The 26,788-nt window shown below is 69.9% G+C and carries 23 protein-coding genes; 14 read left to right on the top strand and 9 right to left on the bottom strand.

Translation table 11 applies throughout. The annotated features are described in order from the left end of the window. Positions 1 to 20 precede the first annotated feature (20 nt). Together AB3X07_RS17630 and AB3X07_RS17625 are read right to left on the bottom strand one after the other, a co-directional pair. Positions 21 to 1,343 carry an MFS transporter gene (locus AB3X07_RS17630; protein ID WP_369939996.1) on the bottom strand — a complete coding sequence of 441 codons (1,323 nt, stop codon included), beginning with the start codon at positions 1,341 to 1,343 and terminating at the stop codon, positions 21 to 23. A gap of 215 nt (positions 1,344 to 1,558) precedes the next feature. Then, positions 1,559 to 3,607 carry an FAD-dependent oxidoreductase gene (locus AB3X07_RS17625; RefSeq protein WP_369939994.1) on the bottom strand — a complete coding sequence of 683 codons (2,049 nt, stop codon included), beginning with the start codon at positions 3,605 to 3,607 and terminating at the stop codon, positions 1,559 to 1,561. A gap of 246 nt (positions 3,608 to 3,853) precedes the next feature. Here AB3X07_RS17625 and AB3X07_RS17620 point away from each other — a divergent pair, with 246 nt between their 5' ends. Next, positions 3,854 to 4,909, top strand: a complete 1,056-nt coding sequence (locus tag AB3X07_RS17620; protein ID WP_369939993.1) for a hypothetical protein — start codon at positions 3,854 to 3,856, stop codon at positions 4,907 to 4,909. 196 nt (positions 4,910 to 5,105) lie between these two features. Here AB3X07_RS17620 and AB3X07_RS17615 read toward each other — a convergent pair whose 3' ends face one another. The 4 genes from AB3X07_RS17615 to AB3X07_RS17600 are packed head-to-tail and all read right to left on the bottom strand — an operon-like array spanning position 5,106 to position 9,747. Beyond that, a complete protein-coding gene (locus AB3X07_RS17615) occupies positions 5,106 to 6,131 on the bottom strand; it encodes a zinc-binding alcohol dehydrogenase family protein (protein ID WP_369939992.1) in 1,026 nt (341 codons plus the stop codon). Positions 6,132 to 6,175: 44 nt separating this feature from the next. Beyond that, positions 6,176 to 7,210 (bottom strand): aldo/keto reductase, encoded by a 1,035-nt coding sequence (locus tag AB3X07_RS17610; protein WP_369939990.1) that lies wholly within the window; start codon positions 7,208 to 7,210, stop codon positions 6,176 to 6,178. 33 nt (positions 7,211 to 7,243) lie between these two features. Next, positions 7,244 to 8,518 carry an SGNH/GDSL hydrolase family protein gene (locus AB3X07_RS17605; protein ID WP_369939989.1) on the bottom strand — a complete coding sequence of 425 codons (1,275 nt, stop codon included), beginning with the start codon at positions 8,516 to 8,518 and terminating at the stop codon, positions 7,244 to 7,246. Further along, entirely contained in the window at positions 8,515 to 9,747 is a 1,233-nt protein-coding gene (locus AB3X07_RS17600) for an MFS transporter (protein WP_369939988.1), read from the bottom strand. Before AB3X07_RS17600 ends, AB3X07_RS17605 begins: the two co-directional genes overlap by 4 nt. A gap of 97 nt (positions 9,748 to 9,844) precedes the next feature. On the opposite strand from AB3X07_RS17600, the gene AB3X07_RS17595 reads away from it, so the two are divergent. The 5 genes from AB3X07_RS17595 (at position 9,845) to AB3X07_RS17575 (ending at position 15,075) form a co-directional block, all read left to right on the top strand. Further along, positions 9,845 to 10,747, top strand: coding sequence for a LysR family transcriptional regulator (locus AB3X07_RS17595; RefSeq protein ID WP_369939987.1), 903 nt, complete (start codon positions 9,845 to 9,847; stop codon positions 10,745 to 10,747). A 280-nt stretch (positions 10,748 to 11,027) separates the two neighbouring features. Next, positions 11,028 to 12,122, top strand: coding sequence for an OmpA family protein (locus AB3X07_RS17590; protein WP_369939986.1), 1,095 nt, complete (start codon positions 11,028 to 11,030; stop codon positions 12,120 to 12,122). 511 nt (positions 12,123 to 12,633) lie between these two features. After that, positions 12,634 to 13,557 carry an IS110 family transposase gene (locus AB3X07_RS17585; RefSeq protein ID WP_369939985.1) on the top strand — a complete coding sequence of 308 codons (924 nt, stop codon included), beginning with the start codon at positions 12,634 to 12,636 and terminating at the stop codon, positions 13,555 to 13,557. A gap of 167 nt (positions 13,558 to 13,724) precedes the next feature. Next, positions 13,725 to 14,222 carry a hypothetical protein gene (locus AB3X07_RS17580; RefSeq protein WP_369939984.1) on the top strand — a complete coding sequence of 166 codons (498 nt, stop codon included), beginning with the start codon at positions 13,725 to 13,727 and terminating at the stop codon, positions 14,220 to 14,222. Then, complete coding sequence (locus AB3X07_RS17575; RefSeq protein ID WP_369939982.1) at positions 14,143 to 15,075, top strand: pseudouridine synthase; 933 nt, start codon at positions 14,143 to 14,145, stop codon at positions 15,073 to 15,075. The genes AB3X07_RS17580 and AB3X07_RS17575 overlap by 80 nt, the downstream gene beginning before the upstream one ends. Here the strand turns inward: AB3X07_RS17575 and AB3X07_RS17570 are convergent. Next, on the bottom strand, positions 15,026 to 15,418 hold the full coding sequence (locus AB3X07_RS17570) for an HNH endonuclease (protein WP_369939981.1): 393 nt from the start codon (positions 15,416 to 15,418) through the stop codon (positions 15,026 to 15,028). The two genes, AB3X07_RS17575 and AB3X07_RS17570, sit on opposite strands and share 50 nt — an antisense overlap. Positions 15,419 to 15,420: 2 nt before the next feature. Next, positions 15,421 to 16,623: a glycine C-acetyltransferase gene (kbl, locus tag AB3X07_RS17565; protein WP_369939980.1), complete on the bottom strand. Its 1,203-nt coding sequence runs from the start codon at positions 16,621 to 16,623 to the stop codon at positions 15,421 to 15,423. Between the two features lie 197 nt (positions 16,624 to 16,820). On the opposite strand from kbl, the gene AB3X07_RS17560 reads away from it, so the two are divergent. The 6 genes from AB3X07_RS17560 (at position 16,821) to AB3X07_RS17535 (ending at position 22,225) form a co-directional block, all read left to right on the top strand. Further along, entirely contained in the window at positions 16,821 to 17,843 is a 1,023-nt protein-coding gene (locus tag AB3X07_RS17560; RefSeq protein ID WP_369939979.1) for a sulfate ABC transporter substrate-binding protein, read from the top strand. A 4-nt stretch (positions 17,844 to 17,847) separates the two neighbouring features. After that, positions 17,848 to 18,708, top strand: coding sequence for a sulfate ABC transporter permease subunit CysT (gene cysT, locus AB3X07_RS17555; protein WP_369939978.1), 861 nt, complete (start codon positions 17,848 to 17,850; stop codon positions 18,706 to 18,708). A gap of 1 nt (position 18,709) precedes the next feature. Beyond that, positions 18,710 to 19,669, top strand: coding sequence for a sulfate ABC transporter permease subunit CysW (gene cysW, locus AB3X07_RS17550; RefSeq protein WP_369939977.1), 960 nt, complete (start codon positions 18,710 to 18,712; stop codon positions 19,667 to 19,669). 7 nt (positions 19,670 to 19,676) lie between these two features. After that, positions 19,677 to 20,723: a sulfate/molybdate ABC transporter ATP-binding protein gene (locus AB3X07_RS17545; RefSeq protein WP_369939976.1), complete on the top strand. Its 1,047-nt coding sequence runs from the start codon at positions 19,677 to 19,679 to the stop codon at positions 20,721 to 20,723. Positions 20,724 to 20,977: 254 nt separating this feature from the next. Further along, a complete protein-coding gene (locus tag AB3X07_RS17540; RefSeq protein WP_369939974.1) occupies positions 20,978 to 21,685 on the top strand; it encodes a TorF family putative porin in 708 nt (235 codons plus the stop codon). A 162-nt stretch (positions 21,686 to 21,847) separates the two neighbouring features. Beyond that, positions 21,848 to 22,225, top strand: a complete 378-nt coding sequence (locus AB3X07_RS17535) for a VOC family protein (RefSeq protein ID WP_369939973.1) — start codon at positions 21,848 to 21,850, stop codon at positions 22,223 to 22,225. Positions 22,226 to 22,364: 139 nt separating this feature from the next. Here AB3X07_RS17535 and tdh read toward each other — a convergent pair whose 3' ends face one another. Next, positions 22,365 to 23,396: an L-threonine 3-dehydrogenase gene (gene tdh / locus AB3X07_RS17530; RefSeq protein WP_369939972.1), complete on the bottom strand. Its 1,032-nt coding sequence runs from the start codon at positions 23,394 to 23,396 to the stop codon at positions 22,365 to 22,367. Positions 23,397 to 23,558: 162 nt separating this feature from the next. Here tdh and AB3X07_RS17525 point away from each other — a divergent pair, with 162 nt between their 5' ends. Both AB3X07_RS17525 and AB3X07_RS17520 read left to right on the top strand, forming a co-directional pair. Beyond that, positions 23,559 to 25,712, top strand: coding sequence for a S46 family peptidase (locus tag AB3X07_RS17525; RefSeq protein WP_369939971.1), 2,154 nt, complete (start codon positions 23,559 to 23,561; stop codon positions 25,710 to 25,712). Positions 25,713 to 25,892: 180 nt separating this feature from the next. Next, positions 25,893 to 26,537, top strand: coding sequence for a histidine phosphatase family protein (locus AB3X07_RS17520; RefSeq protein ID WP_369939969.1), 645 nt, complete (start codon positions 25,893 to 25,895; stop codon positions 26,535 to 26,537). Positions 26,538 to 26,788: the final 251 nt, after the last annotated feature.

Here is a 26,788-nt window from a genome sequence, read left to right as displayed (position 1 = left end):
GGCGGCCGCGGTCCGACGCCTCAACCGCTGCTGGCGTTCGCTGCCACGCCACTGCCGATCGGGAGCGCGCGGCGGCGTGCGGTGAGCAGCGCCAGCAGCAGGCACAGCGCTCCGCACAGGAGCGGACCCGCCGCCATCGCCCAGCACAGCAGCGTGCAATCCCCGTCGCGATACGCCAGCGCATCCAGCAGCAGGCCGATCAGCACCACCCCCGTGGCCAGCGCGACCTGCGCGGCGGCGGTCAGCGCGGCGAAGCACAGCGCGCGCTGGGCGAGCGCGCGGGTGGCGGTGCGGCGTGCATGCCAGGCCCACACCAGTTGTCCGCCGCTGCCGCCGATCGCGCCGATGCAGGCGGCGGCGACCAGGCTCAGCAGCGGCTGCGCGGGCAGCGTCAGCGCGAACAGCGGCGCGCTCAGCAGCAGGGCCACGCCCAGCCAGCCCAGGCGCTGCGCCGGCGTGCACCGCCGGCCCCAACGCGCGGCCAGGGGTTGGACCAGCACCGTGCCGAGCGCGTAGGCGATCAGCACCGCGCTGCCCCAGCCGGGCGACAGCAGCCCATAGGCGGCCACGTACGGGGCGAGCTTGGTGAAGGCAGGCAGGGTCAGCGAGATCGCCGCGATCAGCGCCAGCGGTTGCCAGGGAATCGCGCGCCACGAGGGCGCGAGGCCGGTGTCGGTCGCGATGCCGTCGCCGGGAACTCCCGGGGCGGGTCGCCGCAGTGCCTGCCGTAGCCGCCAGGCGCACAGCATCGCCACCGCCGCCAGCGCGGCGCCGGCCTGCAGCGCCAGGCGGCCGCCGTCGGCACCGCGCGCGAGCACCGCGCCGACCACGCCGCTGACCAGCAGCGTCGCGGCGCCGCTGCCGGCCAGGCGCAGCGCGCTGGCGCCGTCGTGGCCGCGCCAGGGCCACTGCGCCAGGCTCAGCAAGGTGTTTTGCGCCACATCGCAGGTGGCATAGGCCAGCCGGAACAACAGGCTCGCCACCAGCACGTAGCCTAGCCGCAGCGGTGCCGGCAGCAACGGTGCGGCGAACACCAGCAACAGCGCCAGCGCCGCCGCGGCCAGGCCGTGCCATTGCAGGCGCCCGGCGCCGCCTACCTCGCGCAGGCGCCGGCGCAGCCCCCAACCGGCGCCGAGGCCGATCGCGGCGTTGAGCAGCAGGCCCAGTGCCAGTACCAGCCCGGCCGCGGTCGCGCCGAGCCCGGCATGTTCGGTCAACGAATAGATCAGCAGCAGTTCGCCGGCATACCACAGCAGGCTCTTGCCGAAATGCGCCCCGGCATAGGCCGCCAGGGCCGCGGGCGGCAGGCGAGGCAGGGCGGGCAGGGGCGGAGGATGCGGCATGCGAATAGCCTTATAACCGGGCGATGCGACAGCAGCGCGTCCGCCCGACCAGACCACGTCGGGGTCGGGCGGGCTCAACCCGAAAGGGAGCGGTTGCGTGCGATCGCTGCCGCTCCCCCCCCCCCCGCGTGTGGACAGGCATCCATGTCCTGGCCTTTTCCTTGCCGCGGGCACGCGCACGCATAGCGCGACATGCCCGGTGATCGGCACACGCCCTAGAGTTGCGCCGCCAGGCGGCTCCCCTGTGCGATCGCGCGCTTGGCGTCCAGCTCCGCGGCCACGTCCGCGCCGCCGATCAGGTGCACGCTGCGGCCGCTGGCCTGCAGTGTGTCGTGCAGGTCGCGGCGCGGTTCCTGGCCGGCGCAGACCACCACGGTGCCCACCGGCAACAGTTGTTCGGCGCCGTCCACGCGGATGCGCAGGCCGGCATCGTCCATGCCCAGGTACTCGACGCCGCCGAGCATGGTCACACCCTTCGCTTTTAGGGTCGCGCGGTGGATCCAGCCGGTGGTCTTGCCCAGGCGCGCGCCCGGTCGGCCGGGGCTGCGCTGCAGCAGCCACACCTTGCGCGCCGGCGCTTCCGGTTGCGGCTTGCGCAACGCGCCGCGCGCCTCGAATTGCGGATCCACGCCCCATTCGGCCATCCAGCGCGCCGGGTCCAGCGCGGTGGATTCACCGGCATGGACCAGGAACTCGCCGACGTCGAAGCCGATGCCGCCGGCGCCGATGATCGCGACCGTGTCCGCCGCCTGCACCCGGCCCTGCAGGACGTCGAGATAGCTGACCACATGCGGATGGTCGGCACCGGGGAAGTCCACCTTGCGCGGCACGATGCCCGTCGCCAGCACCACGTCGTCGAACTCGGACAGCAGCGCCGCATCGGCGGTGGTCTGCAGCCGCACCTCCACGCCGGTGGCGTCCAACTGGTGGCGGAAGTAGCGCAGCGTCTCGTGGAATTCCTCCTTGCCGGGAATGCGCTTGGCCACGTTGAACTGGCCGCCGATCTCCGCGGCGCTGTCGAACAGGGTCACGCGGTGGCCGCGTTCGGCGGCGACCGTGGCGCAGGCCAGTCCGGCGGGTCCGGCGCCGACCACGGCGATGCGCTTGGGCGCGGTGGTGGGCAGGTAATTCAGTTCGGTCTCCGCCGCCGCGCGCGGATTGACCAGGCAACTGGCGGTCTTGTTCTCGAACACGTGGTCCAGGCACGCCTGGTTGCAGGCGATGCAGGTGTTGATCGCCTGCGCCTGGCCGCGCCGCGCCTTGTTCGGCCACTGCGGATCGGCCAGCAGCGGCCGCGCCAGCGACACCATGTCGGCGCCGCCGCCGGCGAGGATGCGCTCGGCCACGTCGGGCATGTTGATGCGGTTGGTGGCGATCAGCGGCAGCCGCACGTGCGGCTTGAGCTTGGCGGTGACGCCGGCGAACGCGGCGCGCGGCACCGAGGTGGCGATGGTCGGCACGCGCGCTTCGTGCCAGCCGATGCCGGAGTTGATCAGGGTCGCGCCGGCGGCTTCGATCGCCTGCGCCTGCGCCACGATCTCCTGCCAGTCGCTGCCGTCCTCGACCAGGTCCACCAGCGACAGCCGGTAGACGATGATGAAATCGGGCCCGCAGGCTTCGCGGATCTGGCGCACGATCTCCACCGCGAAGCGCATGCGCTTGGTTGCGTCGCCGCCCCAGGCATCGTCGCGGCGATTGCTGCGCGGGGCCACGAACTCGTTGATCAGATAGCCTTCCGAGCCCATCACTTCCACGCCGTCGTAGCCGGCCTCGCGCGCCAGCCGTGCGGCGCGCGCGTAGGCGCCGATCTGACGCTCGACCCCGCGTGCGGACAAGGCGCGCGGTGTGAACGGGTTGATCGGCGCCTTCAGCTTCGAGGGCGCCACCGACAGCGGGTGGTAGGCGTAGCGCCCGGCATGCAGCAGCTGCAGGCAGATCTTGGCGCCGTGGGCGTGCACCGCGCGGGTCACTTGGCGGTGCGGGCGCACTTCCCACGGCCACGACAGCTTGCCGCCGAACGGCTTCAGCCAGCCGACCACGTTCGGCGCGAAGCCGCCGGTGACGATCAGCCCGACGCCGCCGGCGGCGCGCTCGGCGAAATACGCGGCCAGCTTGGGGAAATCGCGCGCGCGGTCCTCCAGGCCGGTGTGCATCGAGCCCATCAGCACCCGGTTGCGCAACTGGGTGAAGCCCAGGTCGAGCGGGGCGAACAGGTGCGGATAGGCGGTGGCGGTCGGATCGGGCTGGCCGGAGGCGGGCGACATGGCTTGGATACGCTGGCGTACGGAAGCGCGCAGGGTGCCGCGAAACCCGGGCCACGGCAAGAGGGGGCGCCTGGGCCGGGGGCGCTGGCGGGTGCGGGCGCGCGCGCCCCGCAGCTCGACGGCGATCCCAGAAGCGGGTTTTGTCCAGCGGGGCGGGAAGGGGGCGTCGACCGTGCTTCGTCATCGTGCGCGGGCAGGGCGCCTGCGCCCGGCCCGGACCCTCCAACCACCCAAACGGAGTTCTCCATGCGCCATTCGATCCAAGCACTGGGCGTCGCGCTGTGCGTGGCCGCCGCCGCAGCCATCCCTTCCCTGGCCTTCGCCCAGTCGTGCACGACCGCGACCGCGTACTACGGCGACTTGCTGCAGACCGCCGACCTCGACGGCAACGGTACCCTGGAAGCGGTCTGCAACGGCTACAGCGAAATCAATGTGGTCAGCGGCAGCGCCGCCACCCGCTACCCGCTGACCAACACGCCTTGGACGCTGGCCGCGGTCACCGACGTGGACGGCGCGCCCGGCGCGGAGGTGGTGCTCAAGCAGGGCAACCAACTGACCATCGTCAAGCACTACGCGCGCACCACGGCCGGCCTCTATATCGGCACCGGCGCCTGGGACATCGGCGCGTTCACCGACGTGGACGCGGTGGCCGGCAGCGAGATCGCGATCACCACGCCGACCCTGTTGCGGATCGTCACGCCGCGCACCGGCGGCATCACCGACCACTTCATCGGCACCGCCTCGCGGGTGGTGGCCGGCGCGATCGCGGACATGGACGGCTTGCCCGGCAACGAGATCCCGCTGGAAGCCGGCAGCAACCTGGTGGTCTACGGCCGCAACGGCGGGCTGCGCACGACCTGGATCACCAATGGCACCAACTGGAAGGTCTGCGCCGACATCGCCAATTGCGCCAGCGACATGAACGGCGTGGCCGGCGCCGAACTGCTGCTGGCGCTGCCCAGCGAGGTGAAGGTCTATTCGCTGAAGACGGGCGCGTTGAACAGCTACTGGATCGGCAGCCAGTACGCGACCCTGGACAACGGCGTGCGCGATCTCGATGGCGCGGCCGGCAACGACGTGGCGATGGCGCAGGGCGGCGGCAGCGGCAACCTGCTGATCCTGCGCCCGGCCAGCGGCACCTTGCAGACGATCAACGGCGCCGGCAGCTTCGGCGCGTCGTGGACGCTGCTCGGCTACGCCAATCTCGACGGTGTGGCCGGCGACGAGATCCGCATCCGCTCCAACACCAACAACCGCGTCTATCGCGTCTATCCGCGTTCGGGCACGGTGTCGGTCGAGTGAGCGCGCAGGGCGCGGCCGCTGGTTGCGGCCGCGCCTGCAAGCGGCAGTGCATGCGCTTGGTCGCGACGCACGCGCGGCAGTCGCAATCGGACCTGGCCTGCCGCCGCGGTGCGCGTGGCGGCAGGCCGCGTCGCCAGCGTGGTCCCGCGGCGACGGCCGATCGCGGCATCGCGCCGCCACCGCCCGGCGCCCGCGTTCAGCCCCAGCCGACCAGCGCCAGCTTGCCGATGGTGCTGCCCGATTCCAGCCGGCGATGCGCTTCGCGCAGCGTGCTGGCGCTGATCGGCGACAGTGTGTCGGTCAGCGTGGTGCGCAGCTCGCCTGCGTCCACCAGGCTGGCCGCGCGCGCCAGGATCCGGTGCTGCTCGATCATGTCGGCGGTCTTGAAGCGCGCCCGCGCGAACATCATTTCCCAATGGATGCCGATGCACTTGGCCTTGTAGGGATCGCCGATGCGCAGCGCGCCGGCCGGCTCCACGATCAGGCCGACGTGGCCCTGCGGCGCGACCAGTTCGCCCAGCGCATCCCAGTAGCGGTCGGTGTCGGCCAGGTTCAAGGCCGCGTCCACCTGCGCGATGCCCAGCGCCTGCAATTGCGGCGCCAGCGGCTGGCGATGGTCGATCACGTGCTGCGCGCCCAATTGCAGGCACCAGTCGCGGCTCTCCGCGCGCGAGGCGGTGGCGATGACCTCGAAGCCGGCGTGCCGCGCCAACTGGATCGCGATCGAGCCGACGCCGCCGGCGCCGCCGATGATCAGCAGGCGGCGACCGCGATTGCGTTCGTCGTCGAAGTCGAACGGCATGCGCTGGAACAGCAGTTCCCACGCGGTCAGCGTGGTCAGCGGAAGCGCCGCTGCCTGGGCGAAGTCCAGCGTGGCCGGCTTGCGCGCGACGATGCGCGCATCGACCAGTTGATACTGCGCGTTGCTGCCGGCGCGGGTGATGTCGCCGGCGTAGTAGACCTCGTCGCCGGGCGCGAAGCCCGCGACGTCGGCACCGACCGCCTCGACCACGCCGGCCGCGTCGTAGCCCAGCACCTTCGGCTGCGCTTCCACCTGCGGCTTGGGCGCGCGCACCTTGGTGTCCACCGGATTGACCGACACCGCCTCGACCCGCACCAGCAGGTCGAAGCCGCCGGGCGCGGGCGGCTGCGGCAGGTCCAGGTCGAGCAGCGACTGCGGATCGTCGATCGGCAGGTAATGCGTGAGGGCGACGGCTTTCATGATGGCTCCGGGAATGGGGGAAGGAGGAAGGCGCAGCGCCGGGCTCACACCGGACGCGGATTGCGTTCGGCGAAGCCGCGCTGGTGCCAGTACGGATAGGTCGGCACCACAGTGCTCGCCTCGTCCAGGCGCTGGACGTGTGCCGGGTCGAGAGTCCAGCCGACCGCGCCCAGGTTCTGCCGCAACTGCTCCTCGTTGCGCGCGCCGATGATGACGCTGCTCACCGTCGGCCGCTGCAGCAGCCAGTTCAGCGCGATCTGCGGCACGCTCTTGCCGGTCTCGGCGGCGACCGCCTCGAGCGCGTCGATCACCCGGTACAGGCGCTCGTCCTCCACCGGCGGACCGGCCTCGGTGACCTGCTGGTTGCGCAGGCGGCTGCCCTCCGGCAGCGGCTGGCCGCGGCGGATCCTGCCGGTCAGGCGGCCCCAGCCCAGCGGGCTCCACACCACCGCGCCCACGCCCTGGTCCAGGCCCAGCGGCATCAGTTCCTCTTCGTAGTCGCGGCCGAGCAGCGAGTAATAGGCCTGGTGCGCGACGTAGCGCGACCAGCCGTAGCGGTCGGCCACCGCCAGCGACTTCATCAGGTGCCAGCCGGAGAAGTTGGACACGCCCAGGTAGCGGATCTTGCCGGCGCGGACCAGGTCGTCGAGCGTGGACAGGGTTTCCTCCACCGGCGTCTTCGCGTCGAAGCCGTGCAACTGGAACAGGTCGATGTAGTCGGTGCCCAGCCGCTGCAGCGCGGCCTCGACCGCGCGCACCAGGTGGAAACGCGAGGAACCGACGCTGTTCGGATCGTTCGGGTCGAAGCGGAAGGTGGCCTTGGTCGAGATCAGCACCTGGTCGCGGCGGCCCTTGATCGCCGCGCCCAGCACCGATTCGGCGGCGCCGCCGGAATAGATGTCGGCGCTGTCGAACAGGGTGACCCCGGCCTCCAGGCAGATGTCGATCAGGCGCCGCGCCTGGTCCACGTCCGAATTGCCCCAGGCGGCGAAAAAGTCGTTCGAACCGGCGAAGGTGCCGGTGCCGAAGCTGAGCACGGGGACCTTGAAGCCGGAGGCGCCGAGATGACGGTATTCCATGGTGAACTCCTTTGCGGGGGAAATTGGGGGCGATCAGCGCGCCAGCACGGCGCTGGGCGGCGCGTCGGCGGTAGCGCCGAGCATGCGCGCGGCGGCGTCGGCCATGGCGGCATAGCCGGCGTCGCCGGGGTGCAGGTGATCGCCGGAATCGAAGGCGGGCAGCATGCGGGTGGGGTGCGCGGGGTCGCGGAGCAGGGCGTCGAAATCGATGATCGCATCGAAGCCGTTGCCGTTTCGTAGCCAGGCATTGACCTGCTGCCGCACCCGCTCCTTGTCCGCGCTGTAGTAGCCGTGGATCGGCGTGTCCGGCAATGCGCCTTCGAACGGCGTCAGCGTGGCGCCGATCACGCGCAGGCCGCGCGCCTGCCCGCGCTGCAGCAACTGGCGATAGCCGGCGATCAGCTCCTGCGCGGACACCGGCGCGTCGTCCGGTGCGAACGGCGTGGCATGCCAACTGATGTCGTTGATGCCGATCAGCAGCACCAGGGTGCGCACCCCCGGCTGCGCCAGCACGTCGCGATCCAGCCGCGCCAGCGCATTGCGGCCAATGCGGTCGCGCAACACGCGGCCACCGGAGATGCCGGCGTTGAGCACCGCCACGCGCTGCGGCGCCAGCCGCGTGGCCAGGTGGTCGGGCCAGCGCTGGTCGGCGCCCGGGGTGGACGCGGCGCCATCGGTGATCGAGTCGCCCAGCGCCACCACCGCGCCGGCGGCATCGGTGCGACGCACCTGGATGCCGCTGACGAACAGCCGCACCGGCAGCGCGCTGGCGTCGCCCAGCGTTGCGTCCGCGGTGCGCTCGCCCGGCGCCAGCCAGGTGCTGCCCAGGCCTTCCCAATGGAAGGTGGACGGCGCGGTCGGCTGCGGCAGGTACAGGCTGACGCTGAGCCGCGCCAGGTCCGGCACGTCCAGCGCGACCGGGTCGCTGAGCAGTGGCGCGCCCGGTGGAATGGTCGCCGTGCGCTGTCCGCCGAAGCGCAGGGGGCGCTCGGTGCCGGGAACGGTCGCGGCGCCGTCGCCGGCCAGCGCCAGCGACGCGGCGCCGATCTGCAGCGGCGCCGTGCCGTAGGCATTGCTCAGCTCCACGCGCACCGTGCCGCCGCCCAGGCTGATCCGCGCCACCTGGCGCACGGTCTGCCGCCACAGGTTGAACGGGGTGTGGGTCGGGAACGGGAAGTCCGCCGCCCACAGCGGCTGCGGACTGGCCTGCCAGGTCGCGATCCAGTCCTGTTCGGCGGCGCCGGCGGGTACCGCGAGCGCGCCCAGCAAGGTCGCCGCCAGCACAGCCTGGCGCGAAGGCCGGCTCATGCCGCACCGCCCGTGACGCAGGCCGTCGCCGGGGGCGATGCCGGCGCCGGCGCCAGGCGCAGCGCCAGCAGCGCCACCGCCAGGCCGCTCGCGGTGACCAGCGCCGCCGCCCAGGGCAGTTGCGTCAGGTTGCCGCCATGGCCGAGCACCAGGCCGCCGAGCCAGGCCCCCAGCGCATTGCCCAGGTTGAACGCGCCGATGTTCAGGCTCGACGCCAGATGCCGGCCGGTCTCGCCGGCCTTGCCCAGCACCCACATCTGCAGCGGCGCCACCGTCGCGAACGCGGCCACGCCCAGCAGGCAGATGCCCAGGGTCATCGCCGGCACCGACGGCAAGGCGAAGGTCAGCGCCGTCAGCACCAGCGCCAGCGCTCCCAGGCTCAGCGGCAAGGCTTGTCGTGGCCGGCGGTCGGCCAGGCGTCCGCCAAGCACATTGCCGACGATCATGCCCACGCCGAACACCAGCAGCAGCGGCGACACCGCACTGTCGGCGATGCCGGTGACCCGGGTCAGCAGCGGCTGCACGTAGGTGTACACGGTGAACAAGCCGGCAAAGCCGAGCACCGTCGTCGCCAGCCCCAGCAGCACCGGGGCGCGACCGACCGCACGCAGTTCCTCGCGCAACGGCGGTGCCGGCGTGGTGTCGCGATCGGCCGGCACCAGCGCGGCGATCACCGCGGTGGCTAGTACGCCGATCGCCGCCACTGCCCAGAACGTGGCGCGCCAGCCGTAATGCAGGCCCATCCAGGCGCCGGCCGGCACCCCGAGCAGGGTGGCGACGGTGAGGCCGGTGAACATGGTGGCGATCGCCGAGGCCTTGCGCTGCGGCGGCACCAGGCCGGTGGCGACCACCGCGCCGACGCCGAAGAAGGTGCCGTGCGCCAGCGAGGTGACCACCCGCGCCGCCATCAGTGCCGCGTAGCTCGGCGCCAGCGCGCAGGCCAGGTTGCCGGCGGTGAACACCAGCATCAGCGCCACCAGCACCCGCTTGCGCGGCCAGCGCCGGCTGGCCACGGTCAGCAGCGGCGCGCCGACGAACACGCCCAGCGCATAGCCGGAGATCAGCAACCCCGCGGCGGGGACGCTGACCCGCAGGTCGGCGGCGACCTGCAGCAGCAGGCCCATGATCACGAATTCGGTGGTGCCGATGCCGAAGGCGCCGGCGGTCAGCGCGAACAGCGCGAGCGGCGGCCGCGCTGGCGCGGATGCAACGGGAGGGGGCAGGGACATGGCGGGATCCGGATGGCAGGACGACGCACAGCCTAGGTCCGCGTTTTATCAGCAGGAACTGGCGCTATATTGAGTGACTTTCAATGAAATCCATCAAATGGACCGGATCGGCGATATCGCCCTGTTCCTGCGCGTGCTCGATCTCGGTTCGATCAGCGCCGCCGCGCGCAGCCTGGATCTGTCGGTGGCGGTGGCCAGTCAGCGGCTGGAGCGCGCGCTCGGCGTGCGCCTGTTGCACCGGACCACGCGGCGCCTGCATCCAACTCCGGAAGGCCTGCAACTGGCCGAGCAGGGACGCCCGCTGGTCGAGGATCTGGAGTCGCTGGCCGGCGGCCTGCGCCAGGCCGGCGTCGCCGCCGCCGGTACCTTGCGGGTGACCCTGTCCGCGGCGTTCGGACGCCTGTACGTGTCCCCGCTGCTGCCGCGCTTCATGGCGCTGCACCCGCAGGTGCGGCTGAGCGTGCACCTGAGCGACAACGTCGTGGACCTGGTCCGCGAAGGCTTCGATCTGGCGATCCGCATCGGCACGCTGCGCGATTCCAGCCTGGTCGCGCGGCGCCTGGCCGGCAATCGGCGCGTGCTCTGCGCCTCGCCCGAGTACCTGCGCTGTCACGGCACCCCGGCCACGCCGGCCGACCTGGCCGCGCACGCCTGCCTGTTGCTGACCGGCAGCGACGGCCGGCAGGACACCTGGCGGCTGCAGGGACCCGACGGCGAGATCGCCGTCCGCGTGGCCGGGCCGCTGGAGACCAACTTCGGCGAAGTACTGCGCGATGCCGCGGTCAACGGCCAGGGCATCGCCCTGCATTCGGAATGGCATGTGGCCGAGGACCTGCGCCAGGGGCGGCTGCGCCAGGTGCTGGCCGACTACCCGCTGGCCGAGACCGGCATCTACGCGGTGATGCCGCAGCGCCGGCTGGTGCCGCCGCGGGTGCGGGCCTTCGTCGACTTCATGCAGGCCGAACTGGCCGACCCGCCGCCTTGGCGGCGCCCCGGATGAACCGGGCCGGACAGCACGGTGGCGTACTGTCTACGGGGGCAGACAGCTGCCAGAGCGCCGCGTTGCATGATTTCATGAAGCTGTATACGGTGTATCCGCGACCGTTGCGGGACTGGCTGTGGCTTTCACATGTTACGCGCCTGTTAACGCCGTCTTCACCTTGCCGAGCATAATGTGCGCGGCGATGGCGTGCGGAAACGGCCGTCTGGATGTGACGAGACATCTGTACTGAACCATGCCTCTACCGGTTTCTATCTCCCCGAAACAAGGAGTTGTATTAATGAACAAGAAAATTCTCACCGCCGCGTTGCTGGGCGGTCTGGCCGTCGCCCAGGCAGCGTCCGCACAGGAATTCGACGACCGTTGGTACCTGACCGGTTCGGCCGGCTTCAACTTCCAGGACAACGACCGTCTGACCAACGACGCCCCGTTCGTCACCCTGGGCCTGGGCAAGTTCGTCAGCCCGAACTGGTCGATCGACGGTGAACTGAACTATCAGAACCCGAACTTCGACGCCAACCAGGACCTGAACTGGAGCCAGTACGGCATCTCGTTCGACCTGCGTCGCCACTTCATCCAGGAAGGCCGCGGCTGGAACCCGTACCTGCTGTTCGGCCTGGGCTACCAGCGCTCGGAAGAAGAGTTCGACACCGGCGCCGCCGTGTCCCCGGGCCAGCGCAAGGACGGCAACTTCGCCGCCAAGGCCGGCGTCGGTCTGCAGACCACCTTCGACAAGCGCGTTGCCGTGCGTGCCGAAGTGGCCTACCGCGCTGACTTCGACGACAAGAGCGTTGCCGCTCCGTCCGAGAACTGGTTCGGCGACGTGCTGGCCTCGGTCGGCGTCGTGATCCCGCTGGGCCCGCCGCCGGCCGCTCCGGTTGCCCCTCCGGCGCCGACCGCCGCCCCGAGCTGCGCGGACATGGATGACGACGGCGACGGCGTCAACAACTGCGACGACAAGTGCCCGGCTTCGCAGCCCGGCCAGACCATCGGTCCGGACGGTTGCCCGGTGCCGGTCTCGATCGACCTGAAGGGCGTGAACTTCGACTTCAACAAGTCGACCCTGCGTCCGGACGCGATCGCGATCCTGAGCGAGGCCACCGAGATCCTGAAGCGTTACCCCGACCTGAAGGTCGAGGTCGCCGGTCACACCGACTCGAAGGGTACCGACGCCTACAACCAGAAGCTGTCCGAGCGTCGCGCCACCGCGGTGTACGACTACCTGACCAAGAACGGTGTGGACGCTTCGCGTCTGATCGGTCCGGTCGGCTACGGCGAGAGCCGCCCGATCGCCCCGAACACCAATCCGGATGGTTCGGACAACCCGGAAGGCCGTGCGAAGAACCGCCGTACCGAGCTGAACGTCCAGAACTAATCGGACGCTTCATGCTTCAAGCAAAGCCCGGCCTCGCGCCGGGCTTTGTTTTTGCGCGCACGGAAGACATTCACGAGCGCACGCCTCGCGCTCTCCTGTAGGAGCGGCTTCAGCCGCGACGCTTCACCGTCAACGCCTCGCGGCTGAAGCTGCTCCCCATGGTCGCCAAGCATGGCGAGAGTTCGGAGAGCAGGCTGGGGGAATCGGCGTCAATGGCGAATCATCCCGACTCCTGTAGGAGCGGCTTCAGCCGCGACAGACGCTCTCGGCAAGGCCCGTCGCGACTGAAGCCGCTTGTGTCTTATTAGGCTCTATCGTTATAGGTGAGAGCGGAGTGCGGCAGGCCGTTTAGCCGCAGTGCCAAACGAGCACGAGTAGGAGTCAGTGCCGCCGCACTCCGTTTCTCCTGCCTGACAAGCCCGAACAGTTGCCCGAGCCACGAACTCGAACTCCACAAGCGTGGGCATTGGCAGGAGCGCTCTCGTCCTTGAGTCTACTGCGGAGAACGTCTATGCGGCGCTTTGTCGGGATCGATGTTGCCAAGGCCGAACTGGTCATTCATGTTCTGCCGGACCACGTGGCCTGGACCCAGCCCAACACGCCGCAAGGGCGGCATGAACTGGTCCAGCGCCTGTCCACGCTGGCCTGCGAACGGATCGTGCTGGAAGCCAGCGGCGGCTATGAGACGGCGGTGCTGCGGGCTCTGCGCCAGGCCGACCTGCCGGCGGTGCGCATGTCTGCCAAGCGCCCGCGTGCGTTGGCCAACGCCCTAGGCCTGCATGCCAAGACCGACGCCCTGGACGCGCGGCTGCTGGCCATCGCGGCTGAGCACATCCCGACCACGCCTACGACCGTGCTGCCAGAGCACCTGCAGCAGCTACGCGAACTGCTCGACCTGCGCACCACCGTGGTCGGCCAGCGCGATGCCCATCGGCGCCGCCTGGATCACATCACCAGTCCCGACGTGCGCCACCAGTGCGAGCGGGTCATCGCCCTGATGAATCAACAGATCCGGGCGCTGGACCGGCAGGTCGAGCAACAGGCCAGAACATGTTCGACCCTGCCCAAGGTCCCTGGGGTCGGAGCGATCCTGCGCGCCACCCTGGCCGCACGGCTGCCGGAACTGGGAACGCTGCCGCCGCGCAAGCTCGCCGCCCTGGTCGGGCTGGCCCCGTTCAATCGCGACAGCGGTGGCTGGAAAGGCCAACGCCGCATCACCGGCGGACGCGCCGACGTGCGACGGGTCCTGTACATGGCCACCTGGGCCTCCATCCGCGCCGGCTCCCCCTTAGCCAACACCTATGCACGCCTGAAGGCAGCAGGCAAGCCGTCCAAGGTCGCCATCGTCGCCTGCATGCACAAGTTCCTGCGCTGGCTCAATGCCATCGCACGCGATCAGACCTCCTACGCGCCCCCGGTCATCGCTGCTGCATGACAGTTGACTCCTACAGGCGCTGGCGCTGGCGACGCCGCAAGCCCTCCCCAAGCTGAACTTTTTCAGCCTCCCCAATTATTTAGCGCGTGCAGTGCCGGTATTGGTTGAAACTGCGCGTGGCCCTGCCTACACTCGCGGCGTCGTCTCGCCTGAATGGAAAAAAACCGATGCTGCGTATCGTTACGGCCGGCCTGCTGGGTCTGGCCCTGATTCCTGCCGCCCATGCCGCACCGGATTGCTCCGGCGACATCCTGCCCAAGCCGCTGGCGTTGCCGGCCACGGTCGGTGCGCCGGTCGCTTCCGAGCTGTCCACGCGCAACGTGCAGCTGGGCATGCCCAGCGGCGTGCTGGCGCAGTCCTACAGCAGCGATCAGTCGTTGGACCGGGTGCTGCTGCGGCTGCGGGCCGAAGGCTGCCAGAGCCTGGCCAATGCCACGCCCGGCGGCGCGGTGAAGCCGAACGATCCGGCCGCCTACAAGCCGACCACCGCGTTCGACAACACCCCCTGGCGTTTCGACATGAGCCAGAACGGCAAGCGCATGACCGCCGAGGAATTCGACGCGTGGATGAAGGCGCGCGGCGTGCGTGTGGTCAAGGCGCGCCCGGCTCCCGCGGCGGTGCCGGCGGCGGCGCCTGACGCGGCCAAGCCGGCCGACAAGCAGTAAGCGCGGCGCGCGGTCGCCGACCGCGCCTGTCTCCGATGCGCGCGCGGTGAAACCTCCTTCGCGTCCCCGCCGCCCCGGTGCGCCCCGCACTGCGCCGGCGGTCGCCGGCGCGCCTCGCCATGGCCTGGCGCGCACCTTGTCCAAGCTCGGCCTGTGCTCGCGCAGCGAAGCCGCGCGCTGGATCGCCGCCGGCCGCGTCGCGGTCGACGGCCGCACCGTCACCGATCCCGAGTTCCCGATCGTGCGCGGCCGCCATCGGCTGGCGCTGGACGGGGCGCCGCTGGCCGATACCGCGCGCCTCTACGTGATGCTCAACAAGCCCCGTGGCCTGGTCACCACCGCCCAGGACGAACGCGGCCGTGACACCGTGTACCGGTGCTTCGATGGAGCGGGGCTGCCCTGGCTGGCGCCGGTCGGACGCCTGGACAAGGCCAGCGAGGGCCTGTTGCTGTTCAGCAACGATCCGCAGTGGGCGGCGCGGGTCACCGGTCCGGCCAGCGGCCCGGACAAGACCTATCACGTGCAGGTCGATGCGCTGCCGGAGGCGGACCTGCTGGCGCGGATGGGCGAGGGCGTCGTCGTCGATGGCGAGGTGTTGCGGGCCAAGCGGGTGCGGCTGCTGCGCCAGGGCGACAGGCACGCGTGGCTGGAAGTGGTGCTGGACGAAGGCCGTAACCGGCAGATCCGGCGCCTGCTCGCCGCCTTGGGCCTGGACGTGCTGCGTCTGGTGCGCGTGGCGATCGGCGAACTGGCGTTGGGCGAACTGGGCAAGGGCGCCTGGCGCGAACTCAGCGCCGCCGAAGTCACGGCACTGGCGCCGGCGGCGTACGCCAGCGCGCCAGCCGCGCGCTGAGCAGGGCGGCGACGACCTCGCGGGCACGCGCGTCCTGCGGGCCGCGCGCATCGTGGTGGCGGCCCTTGGCGTGATTGCAGCCGGCGCAGGCTAGGGCCAGGTTGCGCGCGTCGTTGGGGTCGTCGCCGACCTGCGCGCACAGCACCGCCGCGGCGCGACGCCCGAACCAGGCCTGCGGCACCACGTGCTCGAGCGAGCAATGGCCCAGCGGTTCGCCATCGGCGCGCAGCCGCAGGCGCCGCCGGCAGTGCAGGCAGCGCGTCTCCCACCCACCGTCCAGCGCCTGCGCCTGCGCATCGGTCCGCGCCGCCAGCAACAGCCGTTGGCGCAGGACCGCGCGCACTGTCAGGCGGGAATCACGTTCAACTCGCGGCCGATGCGCACGAAGGCGTCGATCGCGCGATCCAGGTGTTCGCGCGTGTGCGCGGCGCTGATCTGGGTGCGGATCCGCGCCTGGCCCTTGGGCACCACCGGGAAGAAGAAGCCGATCGCGTAGATGCCTTCCTCCAGCAGCCGCTCGGCGAAGCGCTGCGCCAGCGGCGCGTCGTACAGCATCACCGGGCAGATCGGGTGGGTGCCGGGCTTGATGTCGAAGCCGGCCGCGCCCATCCGCGCGCGGAAGTAGGCGGTGTTCTCGGCCAGTTGCGCGCGCAGGTCGTCGGCGGCGTCCAGCATCGCGAACGCCTTGATCCCGGCGGCGACCACGTGCGGCGGCAGCGAGTTGGAGAACAGATAGGGCCGCGAGCGCTGGCGCAGCAGTTCGATCACCTCGCGCTTGCCGGTGGTGAAGCCGCCCAGCGCGCCGCCCATCGCCTTGCCCAGGGTGCCGGTGAAGATGTCGATCTGGTCGAGCACGCCCTTGACCTCGGCCGAGCCGCGCCCAGTGGCGCCGAGGAAGCCGGTGGCATGGCATTCGTCGATGTGCACCAGCGCGTTGTACTTCCTCGCCAGCGCGGTGATCTCGTCCAGCGGGGCGATGAAGCCGTCCATCGAGAACACGCCGTCGCTGGTGATCAGCTTGGTCCTGCAGCCGGCCGCGTCGGCGGCCTGCAACTGCGCTTCCAGGTCGGCCATGTCGCAGTTGGCGTAGCGGAAACGCTTGGCCTTGCACAGGCGCACGCCGTCGATGATCGAGGCGTGGTTGAGGGCGTCGGAGATGATCGCGTCCTGCTCGCCCAGCAGCGGCTCGAACAGGCCGCCGTTGGCGTCGAAGCAGGCGGCGTAGAGGATGGTGTCCTCGGTGCCGAAGAAGGCGGCGATCTGCGCCTCCAGTTGCTTGTGCAGGTCCTGGGTGCCGCAGATGAAGCGCACCGAGGCCATGCCGAAGCCGTGGCTGTCCAGCGCCTGCTTGGCAGCCTGGATCAGCTCCGGATGGTCGGCCAGGCCGAGATAGTTGTTGGCGCAGAAATTCAGCATGGTGCGGCCGTCGGCCAGGGCGATCTCGGCCGACTGCGGGCCGACGATGACGCGCTCGGACTTGAACAGGCCCTGCGCGCGGATCGCGTCCAGTTCGTCGGCGTAGTGCTGGGTGAGGCGGGAGTCGGTCATGACGGGCACGCGCGGCGGAGGAAGGCGATGATTTTAACGCGGGGTGTGCGAAGGTCGGCGGGCGTCATGCGCAAATGGCATAAGGATCGGCGGCGAAGTCATTTCACCGGCCCGATGCCGCTGCGCAGCATGACGTCCTGGTCCCGCGTCACGGGGCCGGATCGCCCGCGCCCCGACCACCCTCCGGAGATTCGTCCATGCCCAGCTCCCCGCCGCGCCGCCTCGTCCCGCTGCTCGCGCTCGCGCTGTGCGCGCTTGCCGGCACCGCGGTGGCGCGCGACGTGCAGTTGCTCAACGTGTCCTACGATCCCACCCGCGAGCTGTATCGCGACTACAACGCCGCCTTCGCCAAGCATTGGGAACAGACCCATGGCGGCGACAAGGTCAGCGTGGAAACGTCGCACGGCGGCTCCGGCAAGCAGGCGCGCTCGGTGATCGACGGCGTCGAGGCCGACGTGGTGACGCTGGCGCTGGCCTACGATGTGGACGCGATCGCCGAGAAGGGCAAGCTGATCGATCCGGGCTGGGCCAAGCGCCTGCCCGACAACAGCGCGCCGTACACCTCCACCATCGTGTTCCTGGTGCGCAAGGGCAATCCGAAGGGGATCAAGGACTGGCCGGACCTGCTGCGCAACGGCGTGTCGGTGATCACCCCGAACCCGAAGACCTCCGGCGGCGCGCGCTGGAACTACCTGGCCGCCTGGGCCTACGCCGACCATATCTTCAAGGGCGACCGCGCGCGCATCCTCACCTACATGCGCGCGCTGTTCCGCAACGTGCCGGTGCTGGACACCGGCGCGCGCGGCGCCACCACCACCTTCGTCCAGCGCGGCATCGGCGACGTGCTGCTGGCCTGGGAGAACGAGGCGTTCCTGGCCCAGGAGGAACTGGGCAAGGACAAGTTCGAGATCGTGGTGCCGAAGCTGTCGATCCTGGCCGAGCCGTCGGTGGCCGTGGTCGACAAGAATGTGGACAAGCACGGCACCCGCGCCGTCGCCGAGGAATACCTGAAGTACCTGTATTCGCCGGAGGGCCAGAAGATCGCGGCCAAGCATTACTACCGGCCGCGCCATCCCGAGTACGCCGATCGCGCCGACCTCGCGCGGCTGCCGAAGGTGCAACTGGTGACCATCGACCAGGCGTTCGGCTCCTGGGCCAAGGCCCAGGCCGAGCACTTCAACGATGGCGGCCTGTTCGACCAGATCCAGGCGAGCAAGTGACGCGATGGGCGTGAATGCCGCCGCTGTCGCGCGCCCCCGTGCGCGGCGCAGGGTGATCCCCGGCTTCGGGCTGAGCCTGGGGATCACGCTTGCGTGGCTGGGCCTGGTGGTGCTCATTCCGCTGCTCGGCGTGGCGCTGAAGGCCAGCGGGCTGGGCTGGCAGGGCGTGTGGCAGGTGTGGAGCGAGCCGCGGGTGCTGTCGGCGCTGCGGGTCAGCTTCGGCACCGCGTTCGTGGCCGCCGCGTTCAACGCGGTGATGGGCACCTGGGTGGCCTGGGTGTTCGTGCGCTACCGTTTCCCCGGCAAGCGCCTGTTCGACGCGATGATCGACCTGCCGTTCGCGCTGCCCACCGCGGTGGCCGGCATCGCGCTGACCGCGCTGTACGGCGGCAACGGCTGGGTCGGGCGCTGGCTGGAGCTGCTCGGGGTGAAGGTCGCCTATACCCAGCTCGGCATCGTGGTGGCGCTGGTGTTCGTCGGCCTGCCGTTCGTGGTGCGGATCGTGCAGCCGGTGCTGGCCGAGGCCGAGCGCGAAGTGGAGGAGGCCGCCGCCACGCTCGGCGCCGGCCGCTGGCAGACCATCCGCAGGGTGGTGCTGCCGGGGCTGTGGCCGGCGGTGCTGACCGGCTTCGCGCTGGCCTTCGCGCGCGGCGTCGGCGAGTACGGCTCGGTGATCTTCATCGCCGGCAACCTGCCCAACGCGACCGAGATCGCGCCGCTGCTGATCACCATCCGCCTGGAGGAGTTCGACTACGCCGGCGCCACCGCGATCGCCGCGGCGATGCTGCTGCTGTCCCTGCTGATGCTGCTGGTGGTCAACGGCGTGCAGGCGCGGTTCGCGCGGCGCGGTCTGGCGGCGCAGTGAGATGAGCGATACCGTGTCCACGTTCGCCGTCCCGCTTCCGGAGCACGCGTTGAGTGCATCGCCGCCCGTCCGCCGTCGCGCCGCGTCGGTCACCACCGAGGCCTGGTGGGTGCAGGCGCTGATGATCCTCGGTGCGCTGGGGTTCCTGCTGTCGTTTCTGTTCCTGCCGCTGTTGCTGGTGTTCGTGGAGGCGGTGCGCGGCGGCCTGGGCGTGTTCTGGCGCGCGGTATCCGATCCGGACGCGCTGGCCGCGATCCGCCTGACCCTGCTGGTGACCGCGATCGTGGTGCCGCTGAACCTGGTGTTCGGCGTGGCCGCGGCCTGGGTGGTGAGCAAGCACCGTTTCCCCGGCAAGCGCCTGCTGGTGAGCCTGATCGACCTGCCGTTCTCGGTGTCGCCGGTGGTGGCCGGCCTGGTCTTCATCCTGATCTTCGGCCGCAGCGGCTGGGCCTGGCCGTTGATCGACGACGGCGTGCGCCTGCACCTGCCGGTGTTCGGCGAGGTGCTGCTGCAATTGCCGCGGATCGTGTTCGCGCTGCCCGGCATCGTGCTGGCGACCACCTTCGTCACCTTCCCGTTCATCGCCCGCGAACTGATGCCGTTGATGGAGCAGCAGGGCAGCGACGAGGAACTGGCGGCGCTGAGCCTGGGCGCCAGCGGCTGGCAGATGTTCTGGCGGGTGACCCTGCCCAACATCCGCTGGGGCCTGCTGTACGGCGTGCTGCTGTGCAGTGCGCGCGCGATGGGCGAGTTCGGCGCGGTGTCGGTGGTGTCCGGGCACATCCGCGGGCGCACCAACACGCTGCCGCTGCATGTGGAGATCCTCTACAACGAATACGCCTACAGCGCCGCGTTCGCCTGCGCCAGCCTGCTGGCGCTGACCGCGCTGCTGACCCTGGCGCTGAAGTCCTACCTGGAATGGCGCCACGGCGAATCGCTGGCCGCCAATCACCGACACTGAGGTTGCGATGACCATCCGCGTACAGCACCTGGGCAAGCGCTTCGACGATTTCGTCGCGCTCGACGACGTCAGCCTGGACATCCGCCAGGGCGAACTGCTGGCGCTGCTGGGGCCGTCCGGCTCGGGCAAGACCACCCTGCTGCGGGTGATCGCCGGGCTGGAGCATGCCGATGCCGGGCGCGTGCTGATCGACGGCGAGGACGCGACCGGTGTGCCGGTGCAGTCGCGCCGGGTCGGTTTCGTGTTCCAGCATTACGCGCTGTTCCGGCACATGAGCGTGCGCGACAACATCGCCTTCGGGCTGCGCGTGCGCCGTGGCGCCGCGCGCCTAGCGGAATCGGCGATCCGCGCGCGGGTCACGGAGTTGCTCGCGCTGGTGCAACTCGACGGGCTGGAATCGCGCTATCCGACGCAGCTGTCCGGCGGCCAGCGCCAGCGCGTGGCGCTGGCGCGCGCGCTGGCGATCGAACCGCGCGTGCTGCTGCTGGACGAACCGTTCGGCGCGCTCGACGCGCAGGTGCGGCGCGACCTGCGGCGCTGGCTGCGCGAACTGCACGACCGCACCGGGCTGACCACGGTGTTCGTCACCCACGACCAGGAAGAGGCGCTGGAACTGGCCGACCGGGTGGCGATCCTCAACCGTGGGCGCATCGAGCAGCTCGGCAGTCCTGCCGACGTCTACGACCGCCCGGTATCGCCGTTCGTGTACGGCTTCGTCGGCGCGGTCAACCGGCTTCCCGCGCGCGTGCACGATGGCCAGTTGCAGGTCGCCGGCCTGGCGCTGCCGGCGCCGGAGACGCCGCTGTCCAGCGGCCCGGTCGACCTGTACGTGCGTCCGGAAGACCTGGCGCCCGGCGACAGCGGCTGGGCGGCGACGGTGCTGTCGGCGCAGCGCAGCGGCGCGCGCCTGCGGCTGCGCGCGCAACTGGCGCATGGCCAGGACGAGGTGGAAGTGGACGTGCCGGCGGGCGAGGACGCGGCGCGCTATGTGCCGGGACAGACGCTGCAGTTGAGCGCGCGCCGTTTCGGCGTGTTCGCGCAGCAAACCGGTTGAGGCGGCCGATCGGGCGTTCGTTGCGCTGGTGCGTTTGTCCGATCGGGTTCCGCCCAGGAACTGGCGGTGCGCAAACCCGCGTCGGGCGTAGGTGCCTGGCGTAGACAATCCGTGACCGTGCAGCCGCCATTGCCGGGCCTGGAATGACTTGGTTTGTCTTGAAAGTGTTGCACTGCAAGAAAAAAGCGGTTAAAGAAGTGTGAAGCCGGCGCGGGGATCTCGCTGGCTCCCCCTCAACCGCAGGAGAACGATTGGTGAACAAGATCAAGCTAGGTGTCGCCCTGGCCGCGGCGCTGGCCGCCGCCCCGCTGAGTGCCTTGGCCCAGGACGAGGCGCCTGCTTCGCCGATCACCGGCTCTTACGGCGTGGTCAGCGACTACGTGTTCCGCGGCATTTCGCAGACCAACGAAGGGCCCGCGTTCCAGGCCGGCCTGACCTATACCGCCCCGTTCGGCCTGTACGTCGGTACGTGGGGCTCCAACGTCGATTTCGGCGCCGGCGACCCGGATTGGGAAGTGGACGGCTTCATCGGCTACAACGTCGATTTCTCCGAGAACTGGAACTTCGACGTGATGATCAACCGCTACGGCTACCCGGGCGCCGGCGCGTCGAACTACAACGAGCTGATCACCAAGACCAAGTTCCTCAAGACCTACTCGCTGACGGTGGCCTACACCGACGACGTGTACGGCCTGGATCGGGACAGCTTCTACTACGCGCTGGACGGGAACTGGTCGCTGCCGCACGATTTCAGCATCGGCGCGCACATCGGCCGCACCACCTACGAAAGCGCGCTGACCGCGTACCAGGACTACACCGACTACAGCGTCAGCGTGGGCAAGATGATCGGACCGCTGGCGCTGAGCGTGGGTTACTACGACACCGACGACAAGGGCACGGAGAACTTCAGCAAGAAGGTCGCCGATCACCGCGTCGCGGTCTCGGCGACGATCGCGTTCTGATCGCATCGCCGCTGCTGTCGACGACGAAGGGCGCCGCGCGGCGCCCTTCGTCGTTTCTGGATCGGGCAGGTGGCGGGGCGGGGATCATGCCAGACGGGTTGAAGCGCGTTCCCGGTGGCGCGAGGATGGTCCAGAGGCGAGGCGGGAGGAAGGGTGTTGACGATGAAGCTGTCCGTTTTCCTGCACCTGCATTGCGCGGATACCGCACTGTCCGTCCGGTTCTACGTGTCGGAGCTGGCTCTTTTTACGGTTTCGGCCGATTACGGCATGGACACGTATCTGGTGGTCGCGAAGGAGGATCCATCCGTCGGCTTGCTGCTCCTCAAGGGAGAGCCGGCCACGCCTGCGTCGCGCCCGTTGTTCACCATCGCCGTGGCCGACATCGCGCCGTTGTTCCACCGGCTGAAGGACGTCGAATTCGCGACAGGCGCGGAGCTGCTGACGAAAACCGCGCTGTTCGAGTACCCCGCGGGACGCAGCATGACGTTGAAGGATCCCGGCGGGAACATCTTCATCATCGAGCAGCCCTGCAGCGCCTGATGCGAGCAGGACGCGGCGGCGTGAAACCGCACTGCAGATCCACCTGCGCGGCCCTCAGGTCACCCACCGGGCGTTGCGACGGGCGAAAGGCCGCGGTCGTTCCCCGGCACGCTGTCGCGCCGGGGTAGCCGCCGCTGCATCACCAGCTCAGCACCACCTTGCCGGCCTTGCCTTCCTCCATCAGATCGAAGCCCTTCTGGAATTCGTCGATGGTCAGCTGGTGGGTCAGCACCTTGCCCAGCGGGAAGCCGGACAGCACCAACTGGGTCATCTTGTACCAGGTCTCGTACATCTTGCGGCCGTAGATGCCCTGCACGGTCAGGCCCTTGAAGATGATCTTGTCCCAGTCGCAGCCGGCGCCGCGCGGCATGATGCCGAGCATGGCGATCTTGCCGCCGTGGTACATGCAGTCGAGCATGTCGTTGAAGGCGCGCGGGTTGCCGCTCATCTCCAGGCCCACGTCGAAGCCTTCCATGTGCAGGTCGGCCATCACGTCCTTGAGCGAGGTGTTGGCGACGTTGACCACGCGCGTGGCGCCCATGTCCGCGGCCAGCTTCAGGCGGAAGTCGTTGACGTCGGTGACCACCACGTTGCGCGCGCCGATGTGCTTGCAGATGCCCGCGGCGATGATGCCGATCGGGCCGGCGCCGGTGATCAGCACGTCCTCGCCGATCACGTCGAACTCCAGCGCGCAGTGCGCGGCGTTGCCGTAGGGATCGAAGAACGCGGCCAGCTCGGAGGGGATCTGGTCGGGGATCGGCCACAGGTTGGAGGCCGGCATCACCATGTACTCGGCGAAGGCGCCGTTGACGTTGACGCCGATGCCGACCGTGTTCGGGCACAGGTGCGGACGCCCGCCGCGGCAGTTGCGGCAGTGGCCGCAGACGATGTGGCCTTCGGCCGACACGCGCTGGCCGACTTCGTAGCCGGTGACCGCCGAGCCGAGCTGGGCGATGCGGCCGACGAACTCGTGGCCGATGGTCAGGCCGGGCTTGATGGTGCGCTGGCTCCAGTCGTCCCACAGGTAGATATGCAGGTCGGTGCCGCAGATCGCGGTCTTCTCCAGCTTGATCAGCACCTCGTTGGGGCCGGGCACCGGCACCGGCACCTGTTCCAGCCAGATGCCCTTGGCTGCGTCGCGCTTGACCAGCGCCTTCATTGTTTGCGCCATGGCGGTGCAAGACTCGGGTTGAGAGGGCGCGAAGTATAAGCCGCCGCCGCGCGCGGCCATGTTGCGGCGCGTGCGGGGGTGCCGATGGTCACGGTCGCGGCAACGGTTACAGTCGTTACAATCTAACGTCCGTCTAACGTTGGTCGCGAAGGAATCCATTCGATGCGCTCGAATCTGCTGGCTGTCGCCGTTGTCGCCACCCTGGCCTGTGCCCAATCCGCCCATGCCGGCGAAGGCATGTGGGTCCCGCAGCAATTGCCGGACATCGCCGGCCCGCTGCAGCAGGCCGGGCTGAAGCTGTCGCCGCAGCAGCTTGCCGACCTGACCGGCGACCCGATGGGGGCGGTGGTCTCGCTGGGCGGCTGCACCGCCAGCTTCGTCTCGCCGCAGGGGCTGGTGGTGACCAACCACCACTGCGCGTACGGCGCGATCCAGCTTAACTCGACCCCGCAGAAGAACCTGATCCGCGACGGCTTCAGCGCCGCCAGCCAGGGCGCCGAACTGAGCGCCGGCCCGAACGCGCGCATCTACGTGCTCGACCGCATCACCGACGTCACCGCGCAGGCCAAGGCGGCGATGGCCGCCGCCGGCAACGATGCGCTCAAGCGCACGCAGGCGCTGGAGGACTTCGACAAGGCGCAGGTCGCGGCCTGCGAGTCCGAAGCCGGTTACCGCTGCGAGCTGTACAGCTTCTCCGGCGGCAACACCTACCGCCTGTTCCGCACCCTGGAGATCCGTGACGTGCGCCTGGCCTATGCGCCGCCGTCGGGCATCGGCAAGTTCGGCGGCGATGTCGACAACTGGATGTGGCCGCGCCATACCGGCGATTTCGCGTTCTACCGCGCCTACGTCGGCAAGGACGGCAAGCCGGCCGCCTATGCCAAGGACAACGTGCCGTACCAGCCCAGGCACTTTCTGAAGTTCGCCGACCAGCCGCTGGGCGCCGGCGATTTCGTGATGGTGGCCGGCTACCCGGGCCGCACCAACCGCTACGCGCTGGCCTCCGAGTTCGACGCCACCGCCAACTGGGCCTATCCGACCGCCGGCCGCCAGTACCGCGACCTGATCGCGCTGGTCGAGCAGGCCGGCAAGCAGGATCCGGACATCCAGGTGAAGTACGCGGCGACCATGGCCAGCTGGAACAACGTCGCCAAGAACTACGAAGGCCAGCTGCAGGGCTTCAAGCGCATCGACGCGGCGGCGCAGAAGCAGGCCGAGGAGCGCGCGGTGCTGGCTTGGCTCAAGCGCCAGGGCGGCGAGGGCAAGGCGGCGCTGCAGGCGCATGCGCGACTGCTGGCGCTGGACGCGCAGGCCAGGGCCACCCGTGACCGCGACCTGATCCTGCGGCAGATGCGCCGCACCGGCGTGCTAAGCAGCGCGCTGTCGCTGTACCGGCTGGCGATCGAGCGCGCCAAGCCCGACGCCGAGCGCGAACCCGGCTACCAGGAGCGCGACCTGCCGGAGATCGAGGGCGCGCAGAAGCAGATGGAGCGCCGCTACGTCGCCGCGATGGACAGCCAGTTGCAGCGCTACTGGTTCGACCAGTACCTGAAGCTGCCCGCCGCGCAGCGCCTGCCGGCGCTGGACCAGTGGCTGGCCGGCGCCGATGCGCAGGCCGCCGCCGCTCGTCTGGCCGGCACCAGGCTGGGCAGCACCGAGGAGCGCCTGAAGTGGCTGCGTGCCGACCGCGCCGCGTTCGAGGCCAGCGACGATCCGGCGCTTCGCTACGCGGTGGCGCTGATGCCGGCGCTGCTGCAGATCGAGCGCGAGGAGAAGCGCCGCGAAGGCGAGGAGCTGCTGGCGCGCCCGCGCTACCTGCAGGCGCTGGCCGACTACAAGAAGAGCCAGGGCGAGTTCGTCTATCCAGACGCCAATTCCTCGCTGCGCATCACCTTCGGCAACGTCAAGGGCTACGCGCCGAAGGACGGCGTGGAATACACCCCGTTCACCACGCTGGAAGGCGTGGTCGCCAAGGACACCGGCGCCGATCCGTTCGATTCGCCCAAGGCATTGCTGGACGCGGCCAAGGCCAAGCGCTACGGCGGGCTGGAGGACAAGCGGCTGGGCACGGTGCCGGTCAACTTCCTGTCCGACCTGGACATCACCGGCGGCAATTCCGGCTCGCCGGTCATGGATGCGCAGGGCAAGCTGGTCGGCCTGGCGTTCGACGGCAACTGGGAATCGGTCAGCTCCAACTGGGTGTTCGACCCGGCGATGACCCGGATGATCGCGGTCGACTCGCGCTACCTGCACTGGATCATGCAGGAAGTGATGCCGGCACCGCGCTTGTTGAAGGAGTTGAACCTGAAGCAGTGAACGCAGGCCGTGGCGGCCCGCGCGCGCGGCCGCCACGTTGCGTTCGCCCGTGGCCGCCGCGGCCGTGTCACGGCGGCGGAGCGGGATGCGGTTGGAGGGTTTCCGGCAACGGAGCGGGTATCATGCCGCTCCGTTTTCGTTCGCGAGACGGGGCCTCCCTCCCCAACGGAATTCCGCAGCATGCGCATCCTGCTCGCCCGCCACGGCGAAACCCCCTGGAACGCCGAAGGCCGTTACCAGGGCCAGATCGATATCCCGTTGTCGCCGGTCGGCGAGGCGCAGGCGCAGGCGCTCGGCGCGCGCCTGCGCGAGGTGCCGCTGACCCGCGCGGTGGCCTCGCCGCTGTCGCGCGCGCAGAGCACCGCCCGTTATGCGCTGGGCGCCGAGCGCGAGGCGATGCTGCTGACCGATCCGGACCTGCAGGAAATCGCCCATGGCGAATGGGAGGGTTTGCTGGCCAGCGAGATCAACGAGAAGGATCCGGCGCGGCTGCGCGCCTGGCGCGAGGAGCCGGACACGGTGCTGATGCCGGGCGGCGAATCGCTGCGCCAGGTGCTGGACCGTTCCTGGCGCGGCCTGACCCGCGCGGCGGAAGGGCTGGGCGAGCACGACACCTTGCTGGTGGTGGCGCACGATGCGGTCAACCGGGTGATCCTGTGCCGGGTGCTGGGCCTGCCGATCGCCAAGCTGTGGAGCTTCCGCCAGGCGCCGACCACGCTCAATCTGCTCGAAGGTGCGGATGTGGAACATCTGGAAGTGGTGCGGCTGAACGATTGCGCGCATCACACGCCTTTCTTTGGGGAAGCCAAGCATCGGGCTCTGTAATTCGCGAAGTCGCGTTTGTTGTGGTGGCCCCGAATCCCGGCCGAGCGCATGCTGTTGTTGTTGCTGTTGCTGTTGCTGTTGCTTTCGCTTTCGGGTCCCGTGAGCCGCGGCACGTGGTCTGGGCGAATACCCCGAAGGGGCGGCGCGCACGATGCGCGCCGTTTTTCGCAGGCACATGGATGTGCCTTCGAAAAATGCCCAGGCCACGTGCGCACCCGGAGCGCGAAGCGCGGAGGGCGCGGCGCCCGGGT

This window comes from Xanthomonas sp. DAR 35659, assembly GCF_041242975.1.
Classification (GTDB): Bacteria; Pseudomonadota; Gammaproteobacteria; order Xanthomonadales; family Xanthomonadaceae; genus Xanthomonas_A; species Xanthomonas_A medicagonis.
This window is presented reverse-complemented; position numbering and strand designations above follow the sequence as displayed.

Bases quoted from the DNA above. Each gene is read 5' to 3' on its own strand.
- AB3X07_RS17630 (WP_369939996.1), bottom strand. From the start codon at position 1,343: ATGCCGCATCCTCCGCCCCTGCCCGCCCTGCCTCGCCTGCCGCCCGCG.
- AB3X07_RS17625 (WP_369939994.1), bottom strand. From the start codon at position 3,607: ATGTCGCCCGCCTCCGGCCAGCCCGATCCGACCGCCACCGCCTATCCG.
- AB3X07_RS17620 (WP_369939993.1), top strand. From the start codon at position 3,854: ATGCGCCATTCGATCCAAGCACTGGGCGTCGCGCTGTGCGTGGCCGCC.
- AB3X07_RS17615 (WP_369939992.1), bottom strand. From the start codon at position 6,131: ATGAAAGCCGTCGCCCTCACGCATTACCTGCCGATCGACGATCCGCAG.
- AB3X07_RS17610 (WP_369939990.1), bottom strand. From the start codon at position 7,210: ATGGAATACCGTCATCTCGGCGCCTCCGGCTTCAAGGTCCCCGTGCTC.
- AB3X07_RS17605 (WP_369939989.1), bottom strand. From the start codon at position 8,518: ATGAGCCGGCCTTCGCGCCAGGCTGTGCTGGCGGCGACCTTGCTGGGC.
- AB3X07_RS17600 (WP_369939988.1), bottom strand. From the start codon at position 9,747: ATGTCCCTGCCCCCTCCCGTTGCATCCGCGCCAGCGCGGCCGCCGCTC.
- AB3X07_RS17595 (WP_369939987.1), top strand. From the start codon at position 9,845: ATGGACCGGATCGGCGATATCGCCCTGTTCCTGCGCGTGCTCGATCTC.
- AB3X07_RS17590 (WP_369939986.1), top strand. From the start codon at position 11,028: ATGAACAAGAAAATTCTCACCGCCGCGTTGCTGGGCGGTCTGGCCGTC.
- AB3X07_RS17585 (WP_369939985.1), top strand. From the start codon at position 12,634: ATGCGGCGCTTTGTCGGGATCGATGTTGCCAAGGCCGAACTGGTCATT.
- AB3X07_RS17580 (WP_369939984.1), top strand. From the start codon at position 13,725: ATGCTGCGTATCGTTACGGCCGGCCTGCTGGGTCTGGCCCTGATTCCT.
- kbl (WP_369939980.1), bottom strand. From the start codon at position 16,623: ATGACCGACTCCCGCCTCACCCAGCACTACGCCGACGAACTGGACGCG.
- AB3X07_RS17560 (WP_369939979.1), top strand. From the start codon at position 16,821: ATGCCCAGCTCCCCGCCGCGCCGCCTCGTCCCGCTGCTCGCGCTCGCG.
- cysT (WP_369939978.1), top strand. From the start codon at position 17,848: ATGGGCGTGAATGCCGCCGCTGTCGCGCGCCCCCGTGCGCGGCGCAGG.
- cysW (WP_369939977.1), top strand. From the start codon at position 18,710: ATGAGCGATACCGTGTCCACGTTCGCCGTCCCGCTTCCGGAGCACGCG.
- AB3X07_RS17545 (WP_369939976.1), top strand. From the start codon at position 19,677: ATGACCATCCGCGTACAGCACCTGGGCAAGCGCTTCGACGATTTCGTC.
- AB3X07_RS17535 (WP_369939973.1), top strand. From the start codon at position 21,848: ATGAAGCTGTCCGTTTTCCTGCACCTGCATTGCGCGGATACCGCACTG.
- tdh (WP_369939972.1), bottom strand. From the start codon at position 23,396: ATGGCGCAAACAATGAAGGCGCTGGTCAAGCGCGACGCAGCCAAGGGC.
- AB3X07_RS17525 (WP_369939971.1), top strand. From the start codon at position 23,559: ATGCGCTCGAATCTGCTGGCTGTCGCCGTTGTCGCCACCCTGGCCTGT.
- AB3X07_RS17520 (WP_369939969.1), top strand. From the start codon at position 25,893: ATGCGCATCCTGCTCGCCCGCCACGGCGAAACCCCCTGGAACGCCGAA.